Source organism: Vibrio cyclitrophicus, assembly GCA_023206055.1.
GTDB lineage: Bacteria > Pseudomonadota > Gammaproteobacteria > Enterobacterales > Vibrionaceae > Vibrio > Vibrio cyclitrophicus_A.
Genome location: CP065366.1, coordinates 1,653,116 through 1,669,182 on the forward strand (window position 1 = coordinate 1,653,116; position 16,067 = coordinate 1,669,182).

The 16,067-nt window shown below is 43.3% G+C and carries 17 protein-coding genes; 4 read left to right on the forward strand and 13 right to left on the reverse strand.

Annotated features, from left to right (window positions below; translation table 11 throughout):
• Positions 1-89 precede the first annotated feature (89 nt).
• The 6 genes from ITG09_07410 to ITG09_07435 form a co-directional block, all read right to left on the reverse strand.
• The gene (locus ITG09_07410; GenBank protein ID UPR53440.1) at positions 90-1,232 is read right to left on the reverse strand and encodes a GGDEF domain-containing protein; all 1,143 of its coding nucleotides are present in this window, start codon (positions 1,230-1,232) and stop codon (positions 90-92) included.
• 186 nt (positions 1,233-1,418) lie between these two features.
• Entirely contained in the window at positions 1,419-1,667 is a 249-nt protein-coding gene (locus ITG09_07415) for a hypothetical protein (protein UPR53604.1), read from the reverse strand.
• A gap of 412 nt (positions 1,668-2,079) precedes the next feature.
• Positions 2,080-2,805 (reverse strand): metallophosphoesterase, encoded by a 726-nt coding sequence (locus tag ITG09_07420; GenBank protein UPR53441.1) that lies wholly within the window; start codon positions 2,803-2,805, stop codon positions 2,080-2,082.
• A gap of 79 nt (positions 2,806-2,884) precedes the next feature.
• Positions 2,885-3,379, reverse strand: coding sequence for a YcxB family protein (locus ITG09_07425; GenBank protein ID UPR53442.1), 495 nt, complete (start codon positions 3,377-3,379; stop codon positions 2,885-2,887).
• 286 nt (positions 3,380-3,665) lie between these two features.
• Positions 3,666-4,763: a nickel/cobalt transporter gene (locus ITG09_07430; GenBank protein ID UPR53443.1), complete on the reverse strand. Its 1,098-nt coding sequence runs from the start codon at positions 4,761-4,763 to the stop codon at positions 3,666-3,668.
• A 94-nt stretch (positions 4,764-4,857) separates the two neighbouring features.
• Positions 4,858-5,580, reverse strand: coding sequence for a DUF1007 family protein (locus tag ITG09_07435; protein ID UPR53444.1), 723 nt, complete (start codon positions 5,578-5,580; stop codon positions 4,858-4,860).
• A gap of 360 nt (positions 5,581-5,940) precedes the next feature.
• Here ITG09_07435 and ITG09_07440 point away from each other — a divergent pair, with 360 nt between their 5' ends.
• Complete coding sequence (locus tag ITG09_07440; GenBank protein UPR53445.1) at positions 5,941-7,032, forward strand: transporter substrate-binding domain-containing protein; 1,092 nt, start codon at positions 5,941-5,943, stop codon at positions 7,030-7,032.
• 42 nt (positions 7,033-7,074) lie between these two features.
• On the opposite strand, the gene ITG09_07445 is transcribed toward ITG09_07440, so the two are convergent.
• The 5 genes from ITG09_07445 to ITG09_07465 form a co-directional block, all read right to left on the reverse strand.
• Positions 7,075-7,278: a hypothetical protein gene (locus tag ITG09_07445; GenBank protein ID UPR53446.1), complete on the reverse strand. Its 204-nt coding sequence runs from the start codon at positions 7,276-7,278 to the stop codon at positions 7,075-7,077.
• Positions 7,279-7,566: 288 nt separating this feature from the next.
• Positions 7,567-7,710 carry a hypothetical protein gene (locus ITG09_07450; GenBank protein UPR53447.1) on the reverse strand — a complete coding sequence of 48 codons (144 nt, stop codon included), beginning with the start codon at positions 7,708-7,710 and terminating at the stop codon, positions 7,567-7,569.
• A gap of 24 nt (positions 7,711-7,734) precedes the next feature.
• Complete coding sequence (locus ITG09_07455) at positions 7,735-8,010, reverse strand: HU family DNA-binding protein (GenBank protein UPR53448.1); 276 nt, start codon at positions 8,008-8,010, stop codon at positions 7,735-7,737.
• 369 nt (positions 8,011-8,379) lie between these two features.
• The gene (locus ITG09_07460) at positions 8,380-9,075 is read right to left on the reverse strand and encodes an MFS transporter (protein UPR53449.1); all 696 of its coding nucleotides are present in this window, start codon (positions 9,073-9,075) and stop codon (positions 8,380-8,382) included.
• Between the two features lie 329 nt (positions 9,076-9,404).
• A complete protein-coding gene (locus tag ITG09_07465; protein UPR53450.1) occupies positions 9,405-9,977 on the reverse strand; it encodes a YceI family protein in 573 nt (190 codons plus the stop codon).
• Between the two features lie 276 nt (positions 9,978-10,253).
• On the opposite strand from ITG09_07465, the gene ITG09_07470 reads away from it, so the two are divergent.
• Both ITG09_07470 and ITG09_07475 read left to right on the forward strand, forming a co-directional pair.
• Complete coding sequence (locus tag ITG09_07470) at positions 10,254-10,970, forward strand: DUF1826 domain-containing protein (protein UPR53605.1); 717 nt, start codon at positions 10,254-10,256, stop codon at positions 10,968-10,970.
• 345 nt (positions 10,971-11,315) lie between these two features.
• Positions 11,316-13,202 carry a methyl-accepting chemotaxis protein gene (locus ITG09_07475; protein ID UPR53451.1) on the forward strand — a complete coding sequence of 629 codons (1,887 nt, stop codon included), beginning with the start codon at positions 11,316-11,318 and terminating at the stop codon, positions 13,200-13,202.
• Positions 13,203-13,307: 105 nt separating this feature from the next.
• On the opposite strand, the gene ITG09_07480 is transcribed toward ITG09_07475, so the two are convergent.
• Together ITG09_07480 and ITG09_07485 are read right to left on the reverse strand one after the other, a co-directional pair.
• Complete coding sequence (locus tag ITG09_07480) at positions 13,308-13,709, reverse strand: ACT domain-containing protein (protein UPR53452.1); 402 nt, start codon at positions 13,707-13,709, stop codon at positions 13,308-13,310.
• Positions 13,710-13,854: 145 nt separating this feature from the next.
• Positions 13,855-14,748 carry a LysR family transcriptional regulator gene (locus ITG09_07485; protein UPR53453.1) on the reverse strand — a complete coding sequence of 298 codons (894 nt, stop codon included), beginning with the start codon at positions 14,746-14,748 and terminating at the stop codon, positions 13,855-13,857.
• A gap of 160 nt (positions 14,749-14,908) precedes the next feature.
• On the opposite strand from ITG09_07485, the gene ITG09_07490 reads away from it, so the two are divergent.
• A complete protein-coding gene (locus tag ITG09_07490) occupies positions 14,909-15,808 on the forward strand; it encodes an MBL fold metallo-hydrolase (protein ID UPR53454.1) in 900 nt (299 codons plus the stop codon).
• The last annotated feature ends 259 nt before the right edge of the window (positions 15,809-16,067 follow it).

Genomic DNA, 16,067 nt, shown 5'->3' on the forward strand with positions numbered 1-16,067 from the left:
AAGTGGCGGGAAGTTCTAGAGTTGCTTTTAAGGGATGACGCCAACATGCTTTTCTATGGAAGAATATTTACACAGTTTTACTGCTCTGGTTAACGATCAACGATGCAATCGCGGCCTTGAGATTTTGCTTCATATAGTGCGTTATCCGCTCGTTTAATTAATGAATTCCAGTCATCATTTATGAGAGCTTGAGTTACTCCGATGCTAACGGTATACCTTCCAGAAGAGAGCTTTTCATTGGAGTTGTGTTTTGCGTTGTTTCTTATTCTTTCAGCTATCTGCATTGCTTGAACTTTATTAACTCTAGGTAAAATGACAACAAACTCTTCTCCACCATAGCGAAAACAGAAATCGCTTGCGCGGCATGTATCTAGAAGCGTTTTTCCAAAGTGCTGAATCACATCATCCCCTTTGTCATGACCATAAGTATCATTAATTTTTTTGAAATGATCTAGGTCGACCATCAGTACAGAGATACTACTCTCTCGACCTTGTTGAACAAGCTTGGGTATCAGCTCAGCTAGACCTCTACGATTATAAAGGCCTGTTTGTTCATCAGTGATCGAAGAACGATAGGTTTGCTTTAATAAACGATCAGTTAAGATCCAAAACACTGAAAATGCGACGCCAATAATCGTGATTGTCATGAGAACGAAAGACAGTTTATGAATATCTGATATCAGGTAATAGTTCGAGTTCGTTCCTTTGGTATGAGCAAGTACACCCCTAATTACCATATAGAGAATGTTGATAAACAGGATCAGATTCAACAGACACTTTGCTTCTCTGTTGTCGTGTTCTTCCCCTGAATAGTTCGCATAGAGGGCCAAGATACATATCGTCACAACGAGAATACTTCGAGCTTCGATCCTAGAAGTAACAGAAGGCGCAACTAGGGCGCTATAAAGAAAGAAGCTAATGCCAAGGAAGCTAATGATGAATGATATTACGAGAAAAGATCGACTTGCTCCTCGTAACACGCTTATTCCAACGAGCAACAACCCAAAAGCCGTTGCGTATGCACTATTGGAAAGAAAAACTATCGATTCTGAAGATTGAGTAAAACCGAGTGAAAGTGGTGTAACACTGGCTCCTAACAGCAAAGCAGCATAAGCAATATAATTAACCCCTAACGTGGTTCCAGCGAGTATATATTTATGAGTTAACAACATAGCACTCGCAACCGTGGCTGTTAATAAAGAGGTATATATAGCTAAGGTGTGTACATCCATGAAATCACCAACAACGTAGAAAATGAACTCTCTCATCTCAGTATTGCGCAATTTGTATTATGAATGCTTAATGGTTAAACATTATTAAACCATATGCTGATGCAGATCAATTTATGCTCAGGTGCGCTGGCAAGCGTTGGGCAATGCGCGAGTTATTCCAGAGCCCAACCTTGGCTTTGTTATACCTTATTTTAAATTCTCCAAGCCCGATGTATCGACGCCTTTTAAGGTGTCCTTTGCTACTTTATCTAAATCCGTCGTTGTTGATTCTTGAGGGTAACTACCAGCGGCACCTTTACCTATCGCTGTTGCTTCGGCTTGTAGCTTTTTCCCTTCAGATTCACCCGCGATCCAGCCTTGCTTGTAGTCATTATCTGACTCAAAACGCTTTCCATCTTTTATATAGTTTTCAAAACTGTTGCCGCTTTCTTGCATGCCGCTATGTCTACCGTCATGAAAGCCCTGTATGTAAGATGTGTTGTGACCGCTCTCAATCAAAGCGCTGTCACTTGTTCCACATCCGGACAAAATAAAAACCAATAAAATTAAAAACAGTTTATTCATGCTAAAAGCCTCGGACATTAGTAGCCTAAATGATAAGAATAGACCAAGATTTATCGCAAAGGGATAACACCTCTAAACCGAGAATCAGCACTATGGCACTGGTGGCGCGGAGCCCAAGGTTAATGGAAGGGGGAAGTACCAGACTTTACGCAAAATGGCAGGAGAAAACGTCATAGACACTCTTAATTTGTTCGAACTTACCGAGTGCAACGCCAAACCACTTCAAGTGCTGTCTTCAATCACAAATTGATAAATTGAAGCTAAACGGACTAAAGTAGCAAGATTAGAAATAAACAGCTTGGTAGTCGATGGAATCAAGAGAGAACGAGATTCGACTTAATCCGACCTTCTCGCTGCGATTGTATTCATTGATAAAGTGGTCAAAACCATAGGCTGTCGACGGGGCCATATATTGAGTTATGCCTTGTTGTGTTGCTGTTATTCCATCATGGCCATGACCGCAGATCACATCACGAACGCGATATTTTCGAAGCACGCTCATCACATCAGCGTCGTTCTCTAGGCGAATCGCTTTCATCCAATCGGCACCGACTGGAATGACAGGGTGGTGAACAACCACGATAGGGTCATTGGTTTTTCTTAACTGTTGTTTTAGCTGAGCCATGCCGCGGTTATCAATACGACCTGAACCAAGTGGGTGTTGGTTATCAAGCGGCTTGAAGCTTGAGTCTAGGAACACAAACTCTCGTTGACCGATGGTGGCTTTGTCGGTGACACAAATCGTCGAGCCTTTTAGTTCTGTGCGCATTAAGGAAGAGTCATCATGATTGCCTGCAATCGCGTAAATGGATTGGTCGTTAATGTGCTGCCTAATGAACGTCTCTAATCGAATGTAGTCACCCGGTTTGGGATTACAACAGATATCACCAGTCAGAAAGATGGTCTTGCATATTGTGTCTTTGCTGACGTATTCCAGTGCTCTACGCAGGTTTTCATAGCTGGATTCATCGGAAAGGTGACAATCACTGATTTGGTACACGGTATTCATTGTTGTTGCCCGGTCATTCCATACATAGAATTAAAGGTGGTACAAAAATGCCTGCTAAATCAGCAGGCATTTATTGGTGTTATTTCGATTTTGATGCGGTGTGATGTTCAATCATGAACGCAATGGCTTCATCGCTTAAACAAGATTTACTCACATATTGGCGCTGTTTACCGATATGCAGGATAAAACCAAGGTCGGTCTGCTCAAGTTGGTCGATGTCACTCCACGCGATAGTGTTGGTCGCTTTGTGGTTTTTGTAACTCACACCGTTTGCATCACCTTGAAAGACGATTTTACTGCCTGCACCAGAGCTGATTCTTTGTCGCCATAACCACCATGTTCTCTTGCAGTACACACTGAATGCTTCAATCACACTCAAAACAATAAAGAACCAGCCAACATAACCGTTAGGTAATAGTTCAAACTCCAGTAGAACCACACCAAAAATAAGAAACAGTATTCCTTTTAAGTAGGCTTTTGGAAATTGAGTCGGAAGGCTAGTTTGATCATAACACTCCGCGAAAAACGTCTTGTCGAGTTTATATTCTGTAGTGAAACCGGGTTCTTTAGACATGTAAGGCTACTTTAATGTTTCTTGTTAGTGGGTTTTCTTTGAATTGGAATTTCATGCTGCGATCTCGCAACTCGAGCATTGTATCGCTTCTCGGTACTTTTCTTTAACGGTTTTATTTCTCTTTTGTAAATCAATAATACCGTCAGGGTGTCTACTCTTTGCGTAGTCCACTTGTTACCGGGATTGATTCAAATGGTGACTAAAACTAAGGCCTCGCGATTACGAGGCTCAGATGTATACGGTTCGAGTGAAAATATCCTGAGTTTAATTGCTACTCGACTGTGCGCTACATAGTGAAAACATGGGACATGCCGCTGTCTTGGCCATTCATTAATAACAAGCCAATCAACACAAGCAAAATGCCGCCAAAGAGTTGCAAATAGTGACCTGCGGTTTTCAATGAGGCGTTGCTGTTTTTGTTACCAGCTGCCAAGTAGCGCTTCACTAAGTGCTTGCCTGTTAGCGTCATCATTGCAATTAATGAGGTTGTCAATGCTGTACCTACGGCCATCGCAAAGGCACTCAGTACGCCCATCCAATATAGACCAACCATGTTTGCGAAAAGCAGAACCATGATTGCTCCGGTGCACGGTCTTACGCCAATCGTCACTATGATTCCCGCATATTCTCGGAGCGTTGAAGCTTTGTTTATTGCGTCTGCATCGGCTACATGCTGGTGGCCGCAACCACAATCGGCTTGAGAATGATCTGCATGAGAGTGTTCTGTAGGTTGTAATGCGTTAGATGGATTCAACATCATTGAGCCAGCAGATACTGATGAGCGAAACGCCATTGGTGATTGGACTGAAATTGGTGAAGACGTATCAGTAACTAATGTAGTGATGGTTTTCACTTTCAGCTTAGGCTTACGCATCGTGGTGTAGATGTTTTTTAAAGCTTTCCAGCATATAAGTGCGCCGACGACCGCCACTAAGGCAAAGCTTAATGAGACGAACATATTCGCTTTGTCATTCACGACTCGCATGGAAGCACTAAAGCCCCAGATCAAGACGCTTACCAATACGATTGCGACCAGTGCTTGTAAAAAAGCAGAGACGATCGTAAGCACTAAACTCGCTTTGGCTTTGGTTGGGTGAGTTGCTAAGTAAGTAGACACGATAACTTTGCCGTGACCAGGCCCTAGAGAATGAAGCATGCCATAGATAAAGCTGAATCCGATAAGGTAACTGCCTGCGCCCCAAGGATTCGATTTAGCTTCATAGAGTAAATCTGCAAGCTCTGAATTGACTTCTCTTTGCCATTGGATGCTAGAGATAACTAACGATGGCCACATAGACCACAATTGATATGCCCCAACAGCAATAAGCACGAAAGCACCGGCACCAATGAGATAGTGATTGAGTTTTGATTGATTTTTCTTCATTTAACAATAACCTATATCTGAAATCTTTCTGTTAGTTAGCTGCAATGCTTAATCAGCTAGACGCTTACTTAATGGCTGAAATGAAACACTGCGACTAAGAAGCGGGAACCGCAGCACAGTGAAGCTCAACCGATTGTGTAAACAGTTGGCCTAGCGTGTTATCTGGATCAGCATCGACAGGTAAAGACATCGCATAACTCATCTGTTCTGGAGTTGGGTTAGGCTCGATTAACTCTAACTGGCATTGTCTCGCGAGTTCAGGTGACAAGGTCACGTCGCTATTGGATAGCCATGACATGTCGACAAAGTAACTAGGGTCAAAAATCAATACGCGAAGCGAGTCTCGTGTCACTGGTTTTGGTTTAGAAAGTGGTAGGTCAAATGTTAGAACCATCTTGGCTTTATCACGCTCAAATTTTGCGTTCTCGACCACCTGATATTTGATGGGCTCTTCTCCATCATAAAAGTACGTAAAGTAGTGCTCGTACATCATGTTTTCAATAACAGACGCAGCGAGCTTTTTGAATGTCTCAGCTTCTGTATCGGCAGATACGTCTTCTCCATCCAACATGTACATAGATGTCATTGCGTCAAAAGACCATTCCATAGAAAGACCCGTGATCATGCCATTCTCTCCCTCAATATGAGTTTTCATCTCTATCCAAGAGTGAGGGTGGGCATATAGATTTGGCGCAAAAAACAATACTGCTAGGCCAAGAGTCAAGCTCTTGATAGAGCAAAAGCATGTCGCGAAACGGCTTACATAGTGTGAGGAGAGGCGATTGATGACATCGATTAGAATAAATAGCTGTTTCATGAGAGATGATGGTTATTTAGTGTGATGTTATATTATAACAATTCGTGTTTTTTTACATTAAATTTGTGTCATGTTTTCCCTTTTGTTCTATCGGTTCTAAGCTTGAAATTTCAACGCTTAAAACTCTCAACTCTCAACTCTCAACTCTCAATTCTCAGTCGCTAAAAGGCATTTTGTGAGCCCATTCTTTTGCACAATAAACAGGGTTCTCTATAGTTAAAGTTACAACTATTAAAGCTAGGGCAGTATTGAATTCATTATCCACCTTTTAGTTTCCTGAGCACGCTTGAATGCATTCATTGGAGCGAGCTTTCTCGAACTCGATTCAATTCATCACTGCCTTTTTTCGGAGGACTGCTGATGCCAAAATTCTTCAAATCGACATTTCAATATTGTGCTCTATCAATCGTTTTCCTTTTTCCATTCTTCAGTAGTTATGCATCTTCCAACCCGCTTAAAGTCGGCGTTTATCCATGTCCTCCTTTTGTCATCAGTTCTATGGAAGACGAGTGGAGTGGCCTGAGTGTCGAGCTCTGGGAGCAGATCGCCAAAGAGATGGACGTTGAGTACACGCTAGAGACCCACCGCTTAGATGACTTACTCAACTCGATCGAAACCGAGCAAATTGATGTGGGTGTATCTTGTATTTCAATCACTCCAGAGCGAGAGTTGTTTGCCGACTTTTCTCATTCTTTTTACGAAACTCACCTCGCTATTGCTGTTAAGAAACAGGGCTACCTGCAAACTTTACACGCCATTTTCTTCAATCCCGCGTTGTGGCTGATCATTGGCGCCGTCGTTTTTGTCGCTGGTTTAATAGGCGCGTTTTTTTACCTATTGGAGCATGGCGAGAATGAAAAGCTCTACTCGATGAAAAGCCGAACGGGACGTTTGTTGGAAAGCTTTATCATGGGCTTGCTTTTCATCACTCGAGGTCCATTCAATTACTTTGAGTTTAAGAGCTTAACTGGACGAATTGCCACGGTATTCATTGGCGTGTTTAGTATGCTTTTCATAGCAAGTATTACCGCTGTATTAGCCAGTAAACTGACGCTCAGCCAAGGCGCTTCCCATATTGAAGGTGTGAATGATCTTGCGAATGTGGAGGTGGGTGCAAAGGTTGCCACGACGTCTTCTTTGATGCTCACAAGCTTCGGTATTCGGCACAAGAGTTATGTTGATATGCCTAGGCTTCTAGCAGCTTTAGAGGAAGGCGAAGTTGAAGCGATTGTCGCCGATGATGTGGTGCTCAAATATATGATCGGTAATGGCAGAGTAAACGGGCAGTTTGAAGATCTGGAAGTGTTGCCTTATCAGCTAGAGAAGCAGAATTATGGCTTTATCATCACTGAAAATAACGTGTACGAAGAAGAGATTAACCGTGCGCTGTTGAAGATTCGTGAATCACGAAAGTGGCGTAAAATCTTGGTCGATTATTTTGCCGACCAGTAATCGAAATTAAAGGCCTATTCAAAAGCTTTTGGACTTTCGCCGTTACAGTTGATCTGAACCTGAGGCCTTGGTCTTTTTGAAGTATTTGAATGCACTCCAAACCGCATAAGCCGCAACACCTACAATCAATGCCGAACGAAGGAGAATAGGTGCATCATGCTCAAGTTGACCAACATGCGGCACAATACTGGCAAACAATCGACTGGTAAAAAGCAGCCCCATTACTAACATAACAATTTTATTCATGTGACCTGCCATTCAACTGAGTACGTTGCACAGAATGAGTTATGGGGCGATTACACGGTTAACACGCTAAACAACTATTCTGCTCGAAATAAAATCATGCGCTTCTCAAACGTAACCGTCAACGCGATATCGGTGTTAAGCCAGTAAGATAAAATTTCGTTTTTGGAAAGGGAGAGGGGAATTGATGCAATGGGGTTATTCTAAAACCAAAAAATGCCACTACAGATCTGCAGTGGCATTAAAACGATAACAAACTATCACTTTGTTCAAACTGTATTTTTACCGAAACTATAATTCTAACAGTTTGGCCAATTCACGCTCTTCGAGAAGCTCTTCAATGCGTTGACGAGTTTTAGGCGTTTCGGCTTGCGCTTTAGTCGACTTGCCTGCTTTTTTGCTTCGACTCGTTTTCGCTTTTTCCTTAGTCGTCATCGTAACCTTCCTTGTATTTTTATATTACAGGTTGCACGTCTCTTTCAGTGCTTTACCTGCTTTAAATGCTAGCGTTTTTGACGCTGCAATTTGAATCTCTTCTCCGGTACGCGGGTTGCGACCAGTTCGAGCGGCGCGAGAGTTAACTTTAAAGCTACCAAATCCAAGGATCGATACGTCATCACCGTTAGCAAGCGAAGTAGAGATACCTTCAACAAGCGCATTGAGCGCCATGCCTGCCTGGTCTTTTGAGATGTCTGCAGAAGTCGCGATGTGTTCAACTAATTGAGATTTGTTCACAATCTATATTCCTTATTGAGTACGGCTGGCGTCTACCTTTAGCACCTAGCTTATGCGATCTTATCAACGGCAACTGAAATATTGTCAGTGGTTGGGTAGAGCTTTGTAAAGTAACCAACAGAATTGACTATAAAAGCATCTGTCGGCTCAATCAATGGAATTCATTGATTATTATGGATTTAAATCGATCTCGTGAGATCTATGGCCAAAAATGTCTTGGTTGTATGGAAGGACAATCAAAGGTAATGCCGTTGGACTTGCGAAGTGGAGATTATAAACAAAAAAGCTCAGCGGCAATGCTGAGCTTTTGGTATCGATGCAATCTAGTATTTGAAGCGGCTCTCTATTTAAAAGCTAAAGCCACGAAAACTACTTAGTAATAAAGATTTGTTCTGTCTCTAGCGAAGTCATGTCGCGAACTTGACGCCAGATGTAGTAGAAGATACCCAGCATCATTAGAAGGCTTGGGATGGCGATAGCAGGGTAACTGTATAGTGTCAGCTTACCTAATTCTTCATTGAAGGCTACCGTGCCCGCTGGGCTAGTCACAATCCAAGTCGCAAGGAAGTAGTTCATCGCAGAAGAGAAAGCGAAGGTACTGGCGAATAGGTAGTTCGATGTCATTAGGCAACGATCAAACTTTGCTTGGTTACCGAACTGCTTTAGGCGCTCTTCAATAAGAGAGATGTTTAACAGAGCCGGTGTGAAGATAACTTTTTGGATAAACGGGTAGCGGGTGAAGGTTGAGCCAAGAACCGCCAAACCAATTAGGCCAGGGATTAATGCTTCTTTTAGTGCTAACCAACGAGTGTCTAGTTCGAAGAAACCAATACCGCCCGTTAATAGCACGCTGACAAAGCCAAGCGCCGCGATGAAGTTGAACTTCTTATTGCGGATTAACTCCATACCACCGTAAGCGATAGGGAAGGCAAGGGCGACAAGTAGTGCTAAGCCTGTTCCAAGGTGCTCCTCTCCACTGAACTTCATTAAGATGAATGAAGGAAGAAAGACGTTAAACACGACTTCGAAAAGAGGATTCGATTTTTTGTTTTCTGTGCTACTCATAATTTCTAAATACATTATGTTATGGATTTATTCTCTGGGATTGTTGTTTACCTCGCCCAAGATGTAAAGCCTTAAGGCGTCATGCTGTGTAACGACATGTGACATCAACGACATCTCTGAGCCTATCTCACGCTCAATTCAATACTTTGTGAGGGATGTTTATCCGATCGGCTTGGGGGAAATTGAGTGGAAGTTTTGGTCGAGTTTATTCAAACCTAAGTCCGAAGCGACGAGGTTATTGTAATGTTGGGTACTCTCACTCACATTCACCGCTCTAAACGATTGATGAATGTGAAATGAGGTGGGTTTAAAGAAGAGTTATAAATCCTTTACTGGTCGAAAAGTAGGTTAAAGCTTAAAGGGATCTTGTCGGAAATCGCTAATCCCCCCACGGTTGCCGAAAGTTTGTTTAGATTCTCTGTCGATATCCCAAAATCGGCACCGTTGACGATAATTGTCGAGGCTGAGCTAACCATGACAAATTCTGAGGATGGAACCACCACAACAGGAAAATCGATCGTTTTGGTTACGCCGTGTAAAGTAACTTCCGCCGCGATGGTTGTTCTCTTCGGGTCTCCGGATAGCATTGACGGTTCAACCTTCCCAGATATCTTCACTTCAGGAAAAGTCATTGATTCAAAGTAAAGCTCATTGAGCCTCTGGTCGCGGATAGCGACACCGGTGCTGACGCTTTTCAAGTCCAATACTATTGAAAACTGCCCCTCTTCGGTAAGCCCTCCAGACATGGGTTTGATGGATGCAGGCTCAACAACAAACTGCTTTTTAATGGTCGCGAATGTAATGTTCGATAGCTCGGGATCTAATGTGTAGCCCGATTCTGCAAAAGATTGAGCGGAGATAACGGTACATAAGAGGCCGAATGTAGAAATTAGTTTTTTCATAAGTTGTCACCGGATTGATGAATTCACAAGTTTAAGTTCTGAGTCGTGCGTCTTTAAAATGGCTTTTGGGAAAGAGTGATTGATAGAAGCTTAGTTCAGCATTCGAAAAATTACCGCAGGCAAAGAAGGGCGTCGCTGTATTACTGGAATCATGAGCGGGTATGTGACTTGCTTATTTTTAGTTATGTTATAACATAACTAAAAATCGCTCTTACTTAGAATCGTTATTGTGTTGGTAGGAGGGAAGCGATAAGCATGTATCAAGGAGACGACGTAATGAATGCGGTGTTAACCAAGCCTTTGGCAAGTAATAATAACCAGACACTCAACATTAGTTCAGTTGTGAATATCAAGGATCAGGCGAATCACAAGTCAGGTTTTAGCGTTTCTGATCAGCCGACGGTATTAACGGATATCTACCAAAGCGATATTAATATGGCGGTATGGCAGCGACAGTTTGATGAAGGTATAACGGCGGCAATCATTGAATTTATCGCCTTGAATCCAAACTTTAGTAAGTCTGTTAACGTGTCACCTGAAAATGCTTTCGATAAATTGGAATTTGCCACTGATGGCACCGCTTCTAAAGCGCTATTAGAAAACATGGCGGAGCTGGTGGATATGTTCTGTTGTTTGTTCGAGCTCGAAGACGTCGGATTGCGTTTAGCCGTTCTGAATAAAGCGATGTGCCCACGTTTCCATTTTGATCAAGTGCCTTGCCGCTTGGTGACCACTTATCATGGTGTTGCCACTCAATGGTTGCCAAACGACTTAGTCGACCGTTCTAAGCTAGGGCGAGGATCAAACGGACAGGCAGATTCAGCATCAGGCTTATACAATCATGAGTCAGATATCCAAAAGCTCTTGAGTGGTGATGTAGCATTACTAAAAGGGGAGCGCTGGAGTGGCAACGAAAATGCAGGTCTTGTGCATCGTTCACCAGTCACTTCATCTGACGAGACACGATTGCTGTTAACGTTGGACTTTGGCTGATCAACTTTTGACTATTTAGTTTGCTATCTGTTTCTTTTCAGGTGTTCAACACATTAAAATACCTATCTAAATGAGCTAACGGCATAGCGCGATCTGTGCCGTTATTATTCCCAAATAAAGACACCCATCAGCCGACCTTAATTAGCGTGTTAATTCAAGATTTAGAGTTTACCATTCTTTAAATCAATGGGTTACGATGAGTGCACTTGCTCACATATATCAATAATTCAGTCCCTCATCGGTTTATTAATTTATTTTAAAGCGTAAAATATATCCCGCTTGCAAACCGATTTGGCAACCAATTTGTTCGCCACGGTCTTTTTACTTCCAAATTATAGGTTTCCTATGTTCAAGAAACTCTCGCTTAAAAATAAACTGGCGATTTCAGCCAGTATGGCCATTATCCTGGGGGGGATTTTGGTCGAGGCATTGTCTTTTCGTGCTTCACTGCAACGGTTGGATACTGAAGTTGAACAGCGCTTAGAGGGCGCATCGGCTTCGTACAATCAATATGTATCGGATTGGATCTTATCCAAAGAGCGTGCGCTTACTTCTCTTTCGAAAGAATCCAAACAAGAAAGCTTGGAGACTCACCTAAAACAGGTTCGTGATTCTGCGTCTTTTGATAATGTCTTCTTGGCGTTTCCTGACGGTTCGCAAAAGAACGCGAACGGAGTCGTACTTCCGCCGGGCAATGATGATCCTCGTTTGTGGGGCTGGTACACCAATGCGGTTGCGAACCCAAGTAAGGTGTTCATGGATAATCCAACGGTTGCAGCTGCAACTGGGGCGAATGTTGTGTCGCTAGGTACTGCCATGCAATTACATGGTCAGCAGGTTGTGTTAGGTGCGGATGTTGAAATTACCGACATTCTTAATAGCCTAGAGCAAGTGATTCTTCCGGGTGAAGGTTACATGTTCATCGCGACCAATAAAGGCACGGTTTATACGCACCCTGACACCAAGTTACTGAACAAAAACATCAGCTCTCTTGGGTTAGATTTTGCGGATGTACAAAAGGCATTAGCGAGTGGTAAAGATACGGCTATTGACCTGAATGGTAGCGACTATGTTCTGTACGCACGTGCGATTGATGGAACGAGCCTGATTACTGTGAGCGTGGTTAACCATGACTCATTGGTTGCGCCACTATTTGATGCAGTGATTGGTCAAGTGTTGGTGACGCTACTTGTGGTGATCGTATGTACCATATTGTTTAACTTGCTGTGTACGATTCTATTCCGCCCGTTGAACCACGTTTCTCAAGCACTGGCGCAAATCGCGAATGGTAGCGGTGATTTAACTCAACGCATTCATATTGAAAACCAAGATGAAGTGGGTGAACTGGCTCATAACTTCAATACCTTTGTTGGGAGTTTACAGCAGTTGATTGGCCATATCCGTGGGCAGTCAGAACAGCTAAACAGTCAGTCAGAGCAAAGTGCTCAGCGTGCGAACCGTTCGGTGGATGAACTTAATCATCAACAGCAAGAAATCACCATGGTCGCGACGGCTGTAACGGAAATGGCGAGCGCAACGCAAGAGATTGCATCGCATGCCGAGCAAACAGCAAAAGCGGCGCAAGATTCAGCGACAAGCACTAACAGCGGTCACGCTCTGGTTTTGGATACCAAAGGTTCAATCAATAACCTAGCCAATGAAGTGAACGAAGCGGGTAGTGTGATTAGCGAACTTAACAAGCATGCTCAAGAGATCTCGACCGTACTCGCAACGATTCAAGGTATCGCAGAGCAAACCAACTTGCTTGCTTTAAATGCTGCGATTGAAGCGGCTCGTGCTGGTGAACAAGGTCGTGGTTTTGCTGTGGTTGCTGATGAAGTACGTGTGCTTTCGCAGCGTACTCACTCTTCAACGGAAGAGATCAAATCAACGATTGATATCCTACAGCGCACGACAGCTCAAGCGGTTGATTTGATGCAGAGCAGTTCTAAACTGGCGGTACATTCAGTAGAAGATGCCGACAGAGCTTCGCATGCGCTTGAAGAGATCAACTCGGCGGTGGCTTTGATTAGTGATATGGCGACTCAAATTGCGACGGCTGCTGAAGAGCAAACACACGTGACGGGTGAAATTACCCAAAATATTACGACCATTAAAGATGTTACTGACCACTTAGTTGTGGGCGCACAGGACAGCTTAACTGAGTCGAACGAACTTAAGAGTCAAGCCGCTGGCTTAAGTGACAAAGTGGCGACTTTTAAGCTTGCTTAACTGGTTCACTCACTGATGCCTGATCAGTGATTGCGCGGTAAGCAATAAGCAAAGCGACGTAGATTACGTCGCTTTTTTTGTATTTGTGAGTAATCGAACTCTTAATTAGTCAGTTTCTGAAAACTCTTTCAGCGCACTCATTGCAGCTTCTGCTTTGTCTGTTTGAACGAAGATGTGGTCGTGATAGTAACCTGCAACAACGTTAGCGCTAATGCCGTATGAGCCAAGTTTTGTCGCAAATGCAGCCGTTAATCCAACGGCTTCAAGACTTGAGTGTACCGATAAAGTGATAAGGCTAAACACAGCGTCGAAGTCTAGCTGAGCTTTGCTCGCAACGTCTTCTTCAAGAACTAGCGTTAAACCTTCTTTCTCACGAAAAGTCGAGATTGGATTGAGCTGAACATAGTCTGCTAACGCTCCGTCGACAGTACAAAAAACATAATTCCCGTCGATTAATTCTGGTGACATGGATTTCAGTAGGACGTCTAGGTCGGTAATGGCAGTCATAGTCAGTTTCCCTGCGTTAATAAGCTTATTGAAGATGTATGCAGTCACGATAGAAGTAACTGGTAGTTAAGTAAAATTAATAATTTTAATTCTGCATCAGTTTTGCTAATGATAAGTTTTCCTCTTTATTGATGGCATTGTATTTCTACCAACTTGTCGAATGTTCCATCTCGTCAGATAAATGGTCGATAAAGGCTCTTAACAACGGTGTGACTTGTTTGCGCGTTCCGTAAACCGCGTGTACACCCAGCGTTTTAGGTTTCCATTCGGAGAGCAGAGGCACCAATAATCCGTTTTCTATTAAGCCTTCCACTGAAGGAAAGGGTAGTAAGCAGATCCCGTTACCTTTCAAGGTGGCAGAAAGCAGAACCTCTGAGGTATTCGCACTGATATTCCCTTTAATTGGAACCGATTCGAGTCCATTGGGGCCATTGAACGTCCAAGCGGTTTTGCCAAAGTAACTGAACGATAAACAGTTGTGGTGCGCCAGATCTTGCACGCTTTGTGGCGTTCCTTTCGCTTTTAGGTATTGGGGCGATGCGCATATTACTGAGCGACAATCACCTAACTGCTTGGCAACAATGTTAGGCGTGAGTTCGTTTGTTATGCGAATGGCCAAATCAATGCGTGACTCAACCAGATTGACGGTTTGATCAGTCGAGATAATGTCGATAGAAACCTCTGGCCATTTGGTGATGAAGCGACTGATCACTTCCATCAAGAAACTGTCGACAATCGAATAACTCGCGGTAATACGCAGTTGGCCTTTTAAGTGCTCGCGGCTTTGATTTCTGATACCTGCTAACGACGCCTCAAGGGCAAGCAGCTCTCGCGCGACTTCAAGCGTCTCTTTCCCCGCATTGGTTAAACTCAAGCTTCGTGTTGTTCTGTGAAGCAAGCGTGTGTCCATCCATGTTTCTAACTCACCTAAATAGCGAGTAACCTTGGTTCGTGAGAGATCAAGGTGCTCTGCCGCTGCGCTCAAACTGCCACGTTCCACGATGGTGACAAAGACATTCATTGCCTCGAGTTTATCCATTGTTTTATTGCCTAGAGAGTCAAACAGACCTCAGTATATGTCCGAAAACCGCAATAGTTAAAGTCAATTTGATGTCTATTTCATCTAAAAACAATCAAATAAGATGTTTGGACATTCAGCGAGTTGGCAGGTGTTCAACTCCAAATATCGGAATAAAGCCATGAATACGTTATCGAAAAAACTGTTATCAAAAAGCATGCTTTTAGGAACCATCAGCCTAGGAACGGTACTGGTATCAAGTGTTGCTTTAGCTGCAGACCTGAATATCACTCACTATAACCCAGGCGAGAACGCGATATTCCCGGCAAGCTCGGTATTGGTCTCAGGTAAGAAAGAAGTGATTCTATTTGACGCGCAATTCAGTGTGGCTGATGGGCAAAAGTTGGTGGATAAAATTAAAGCCACAGGCAAAAAATTATCGATGGTTTACATCAGTAGCGGCGACCCAGATTTCTACTTTGGCTTAGAACCGATTGTTGCGGCATTTCCAAACGTTGAGGTCGTTGCCAGTGAAGCGATCGTTGCCCACATCAAGCGTACTAAAGATGCAAAGCTAGAGTACTGGGGCCCAATCTTAGAAGACAACGCCCCGTCTAAAGTCATTGTCCCAACCGTGCTTAACGACACCACGTTGAACATCGAAGGTGAAACCATCGAAGTGAAAGAGATAAACACACACCAAGCTTACCTATGGGTTCCGTCTGAAAAAACCGTATTTGGTGGCGTGTCGGTGTATAGCGGTGTGCATGTATGGATGGCAGATACCGCATCGAAAGAGATTCGTAGCCAGTGGTCACAATCTTTAGAACGCATGAAAGCACTTGAGCCTGAGGTGGTGATTCCGGGTCACTACTTAGGTGAAATGCCAACGGGTACAAGTGGCGTTCAATTTACATTGGATTACGTTGCTGACATCGAAGATGCGCTGGTAAGTACAAGTAAGCCAGCGTCTGTTGATATCAGTGATTACATGAAGAAAGCATACCCACAATTCAAGGCGACGGAAGGCGACCTAGAACTGGGTGCCAAAGTGCTGAGCGGTGAGATGGAATGGCACTAAGTTGATAATCTCGGTTGTGTCGCAGAACAGTTTGAAGATTGTATGCTAAATTTATTGGTGATACACAACTGGAGATATCGATGATCTGGCTTTCAGTGAAAGTACTACAGATTGGACTTGTCTATGGATACAGGAAGTATCAAAAAACAAAAAGAGCTCCAGCTTAGGGGCTCTTTTTTTGTTTCGGAGAAGAGATTTTCTATTTCAAGTGGGAAAGAAAATCTGCATTTTCCCGGTTTACTCGTTAGTAGTCAGATTT

Excerpts from the sequence above, each read along its gene's own strand:
- ITG09_07480 (UPR53452.1), bottom strand. The coding sequence starts at position 13,709 with ATGACTGCCATTACCGACCTAGACGTCCTACTGAAATCCATGTCACCA.
- ITG09_07460 (UPR53449.1), bottom strand. The coding sequence starts at position 9,075 with ATGAGTAGCACAGAAAACAAAAAATCGAATCCTCTTTTCGAAGTCGTG.
- ITG09_07410 (UPR53440.1), bottom strand. The coding sequence starts at position 1,232 with ATGGATGTACACACCTTAGCTATATATACCTCTTTATTAACAGCCACG.
- ITG09_07415 (UPR53604.1), bottom strand. The coding sequence starts at position 1,667 with ATGCAAGAAAGCGGCAACAGTTTTGAAAACTATATAAAAGATGGAAAG.
- ITG09_07445 (UPR53446.1), bottom strand. The coding sequence starts at position 7,278 with ATGAATAAAATTGTTATGTTAGTAATGGGGCTGCTTTTTACCAGTCGA.
- ITG09_07465 (UPR53450.1), bottom strand. The coding sequence starts at position 9,977 with ATGAAAAAACTAATTTCTACATTCGGCCTCTTATGTACCGTTATCTCC.
- ITG09_07425 (UPR53442.1), bottom strand. The coding sequence starts at position 3,379 with ATGTCTAAAGAACCCGGTTTCACTACAGAATATAAACTCGACAAGACG.
- ITG09_07435 (UPR53444.1), bottom strand. The coding sequence starts at position 5,580 with ATGAAACAGCTATTTATTCTAATCGATGTCATCAATCGCCTCTCCTCA.
- ITG09_07475 (UPR53451.1), top strand. The coding sequence starts at position 11,316 with ATGTTCAAGAAACTCTCGCTTAAAAATAAACTGGCGATTTCAGCCAGT.
- ITG09_07440 (UPR53445.1), top strand. The coding sequence starts at position 5,941 with ATGCCAAAATTCTTCAAATCGACATTTCAATATTGTGCTCTATCAATC.
- ITG09_07485 (UPR53453.1), bottom strand. The coding sequence starts at position 14,748 with ATGGATAAACTCGAGGCAATGAATGTCTTTGTCACCATCGTGGAACGT.
- ITG09_07450 (UPR53447.1), bottom strand. The coding sequence starts at position 7,710 with ATGACGACTAAGGAAAAAGCGAAAACGAGTCGAAGCAAAAAAGCAGGC.
- ITG09_07470 (UPR53605.1), top strand. The coding sequence starts at position 10,254 with ATGAATGCGGTGTTAACCAAGCCTTTGGCAAGTAATAATAACCAGACA.
- ITG09_07420 (UPR53441.1), bottom strand. The coding sequence starts at position 2,805 with ATGAATACCGTGTACCAAATCAGTGATTGTCACCTTTCCGATGAATCC.
- ITG09_07490 (UPR53454.1), top strand. The coding sequence starts at position 14,909 with ATGAATACGTTATCGAAAAAACTGTTATCAAAAAGCATGCTTTTAGGA.
- ITG09_07430 (UPR53443.1), bottom strand. The coding sequence starts at position 4,763 with ATGAAGAAAAATCAATCAAAACTCAATCACTATCTCATTGGTGCCGGT.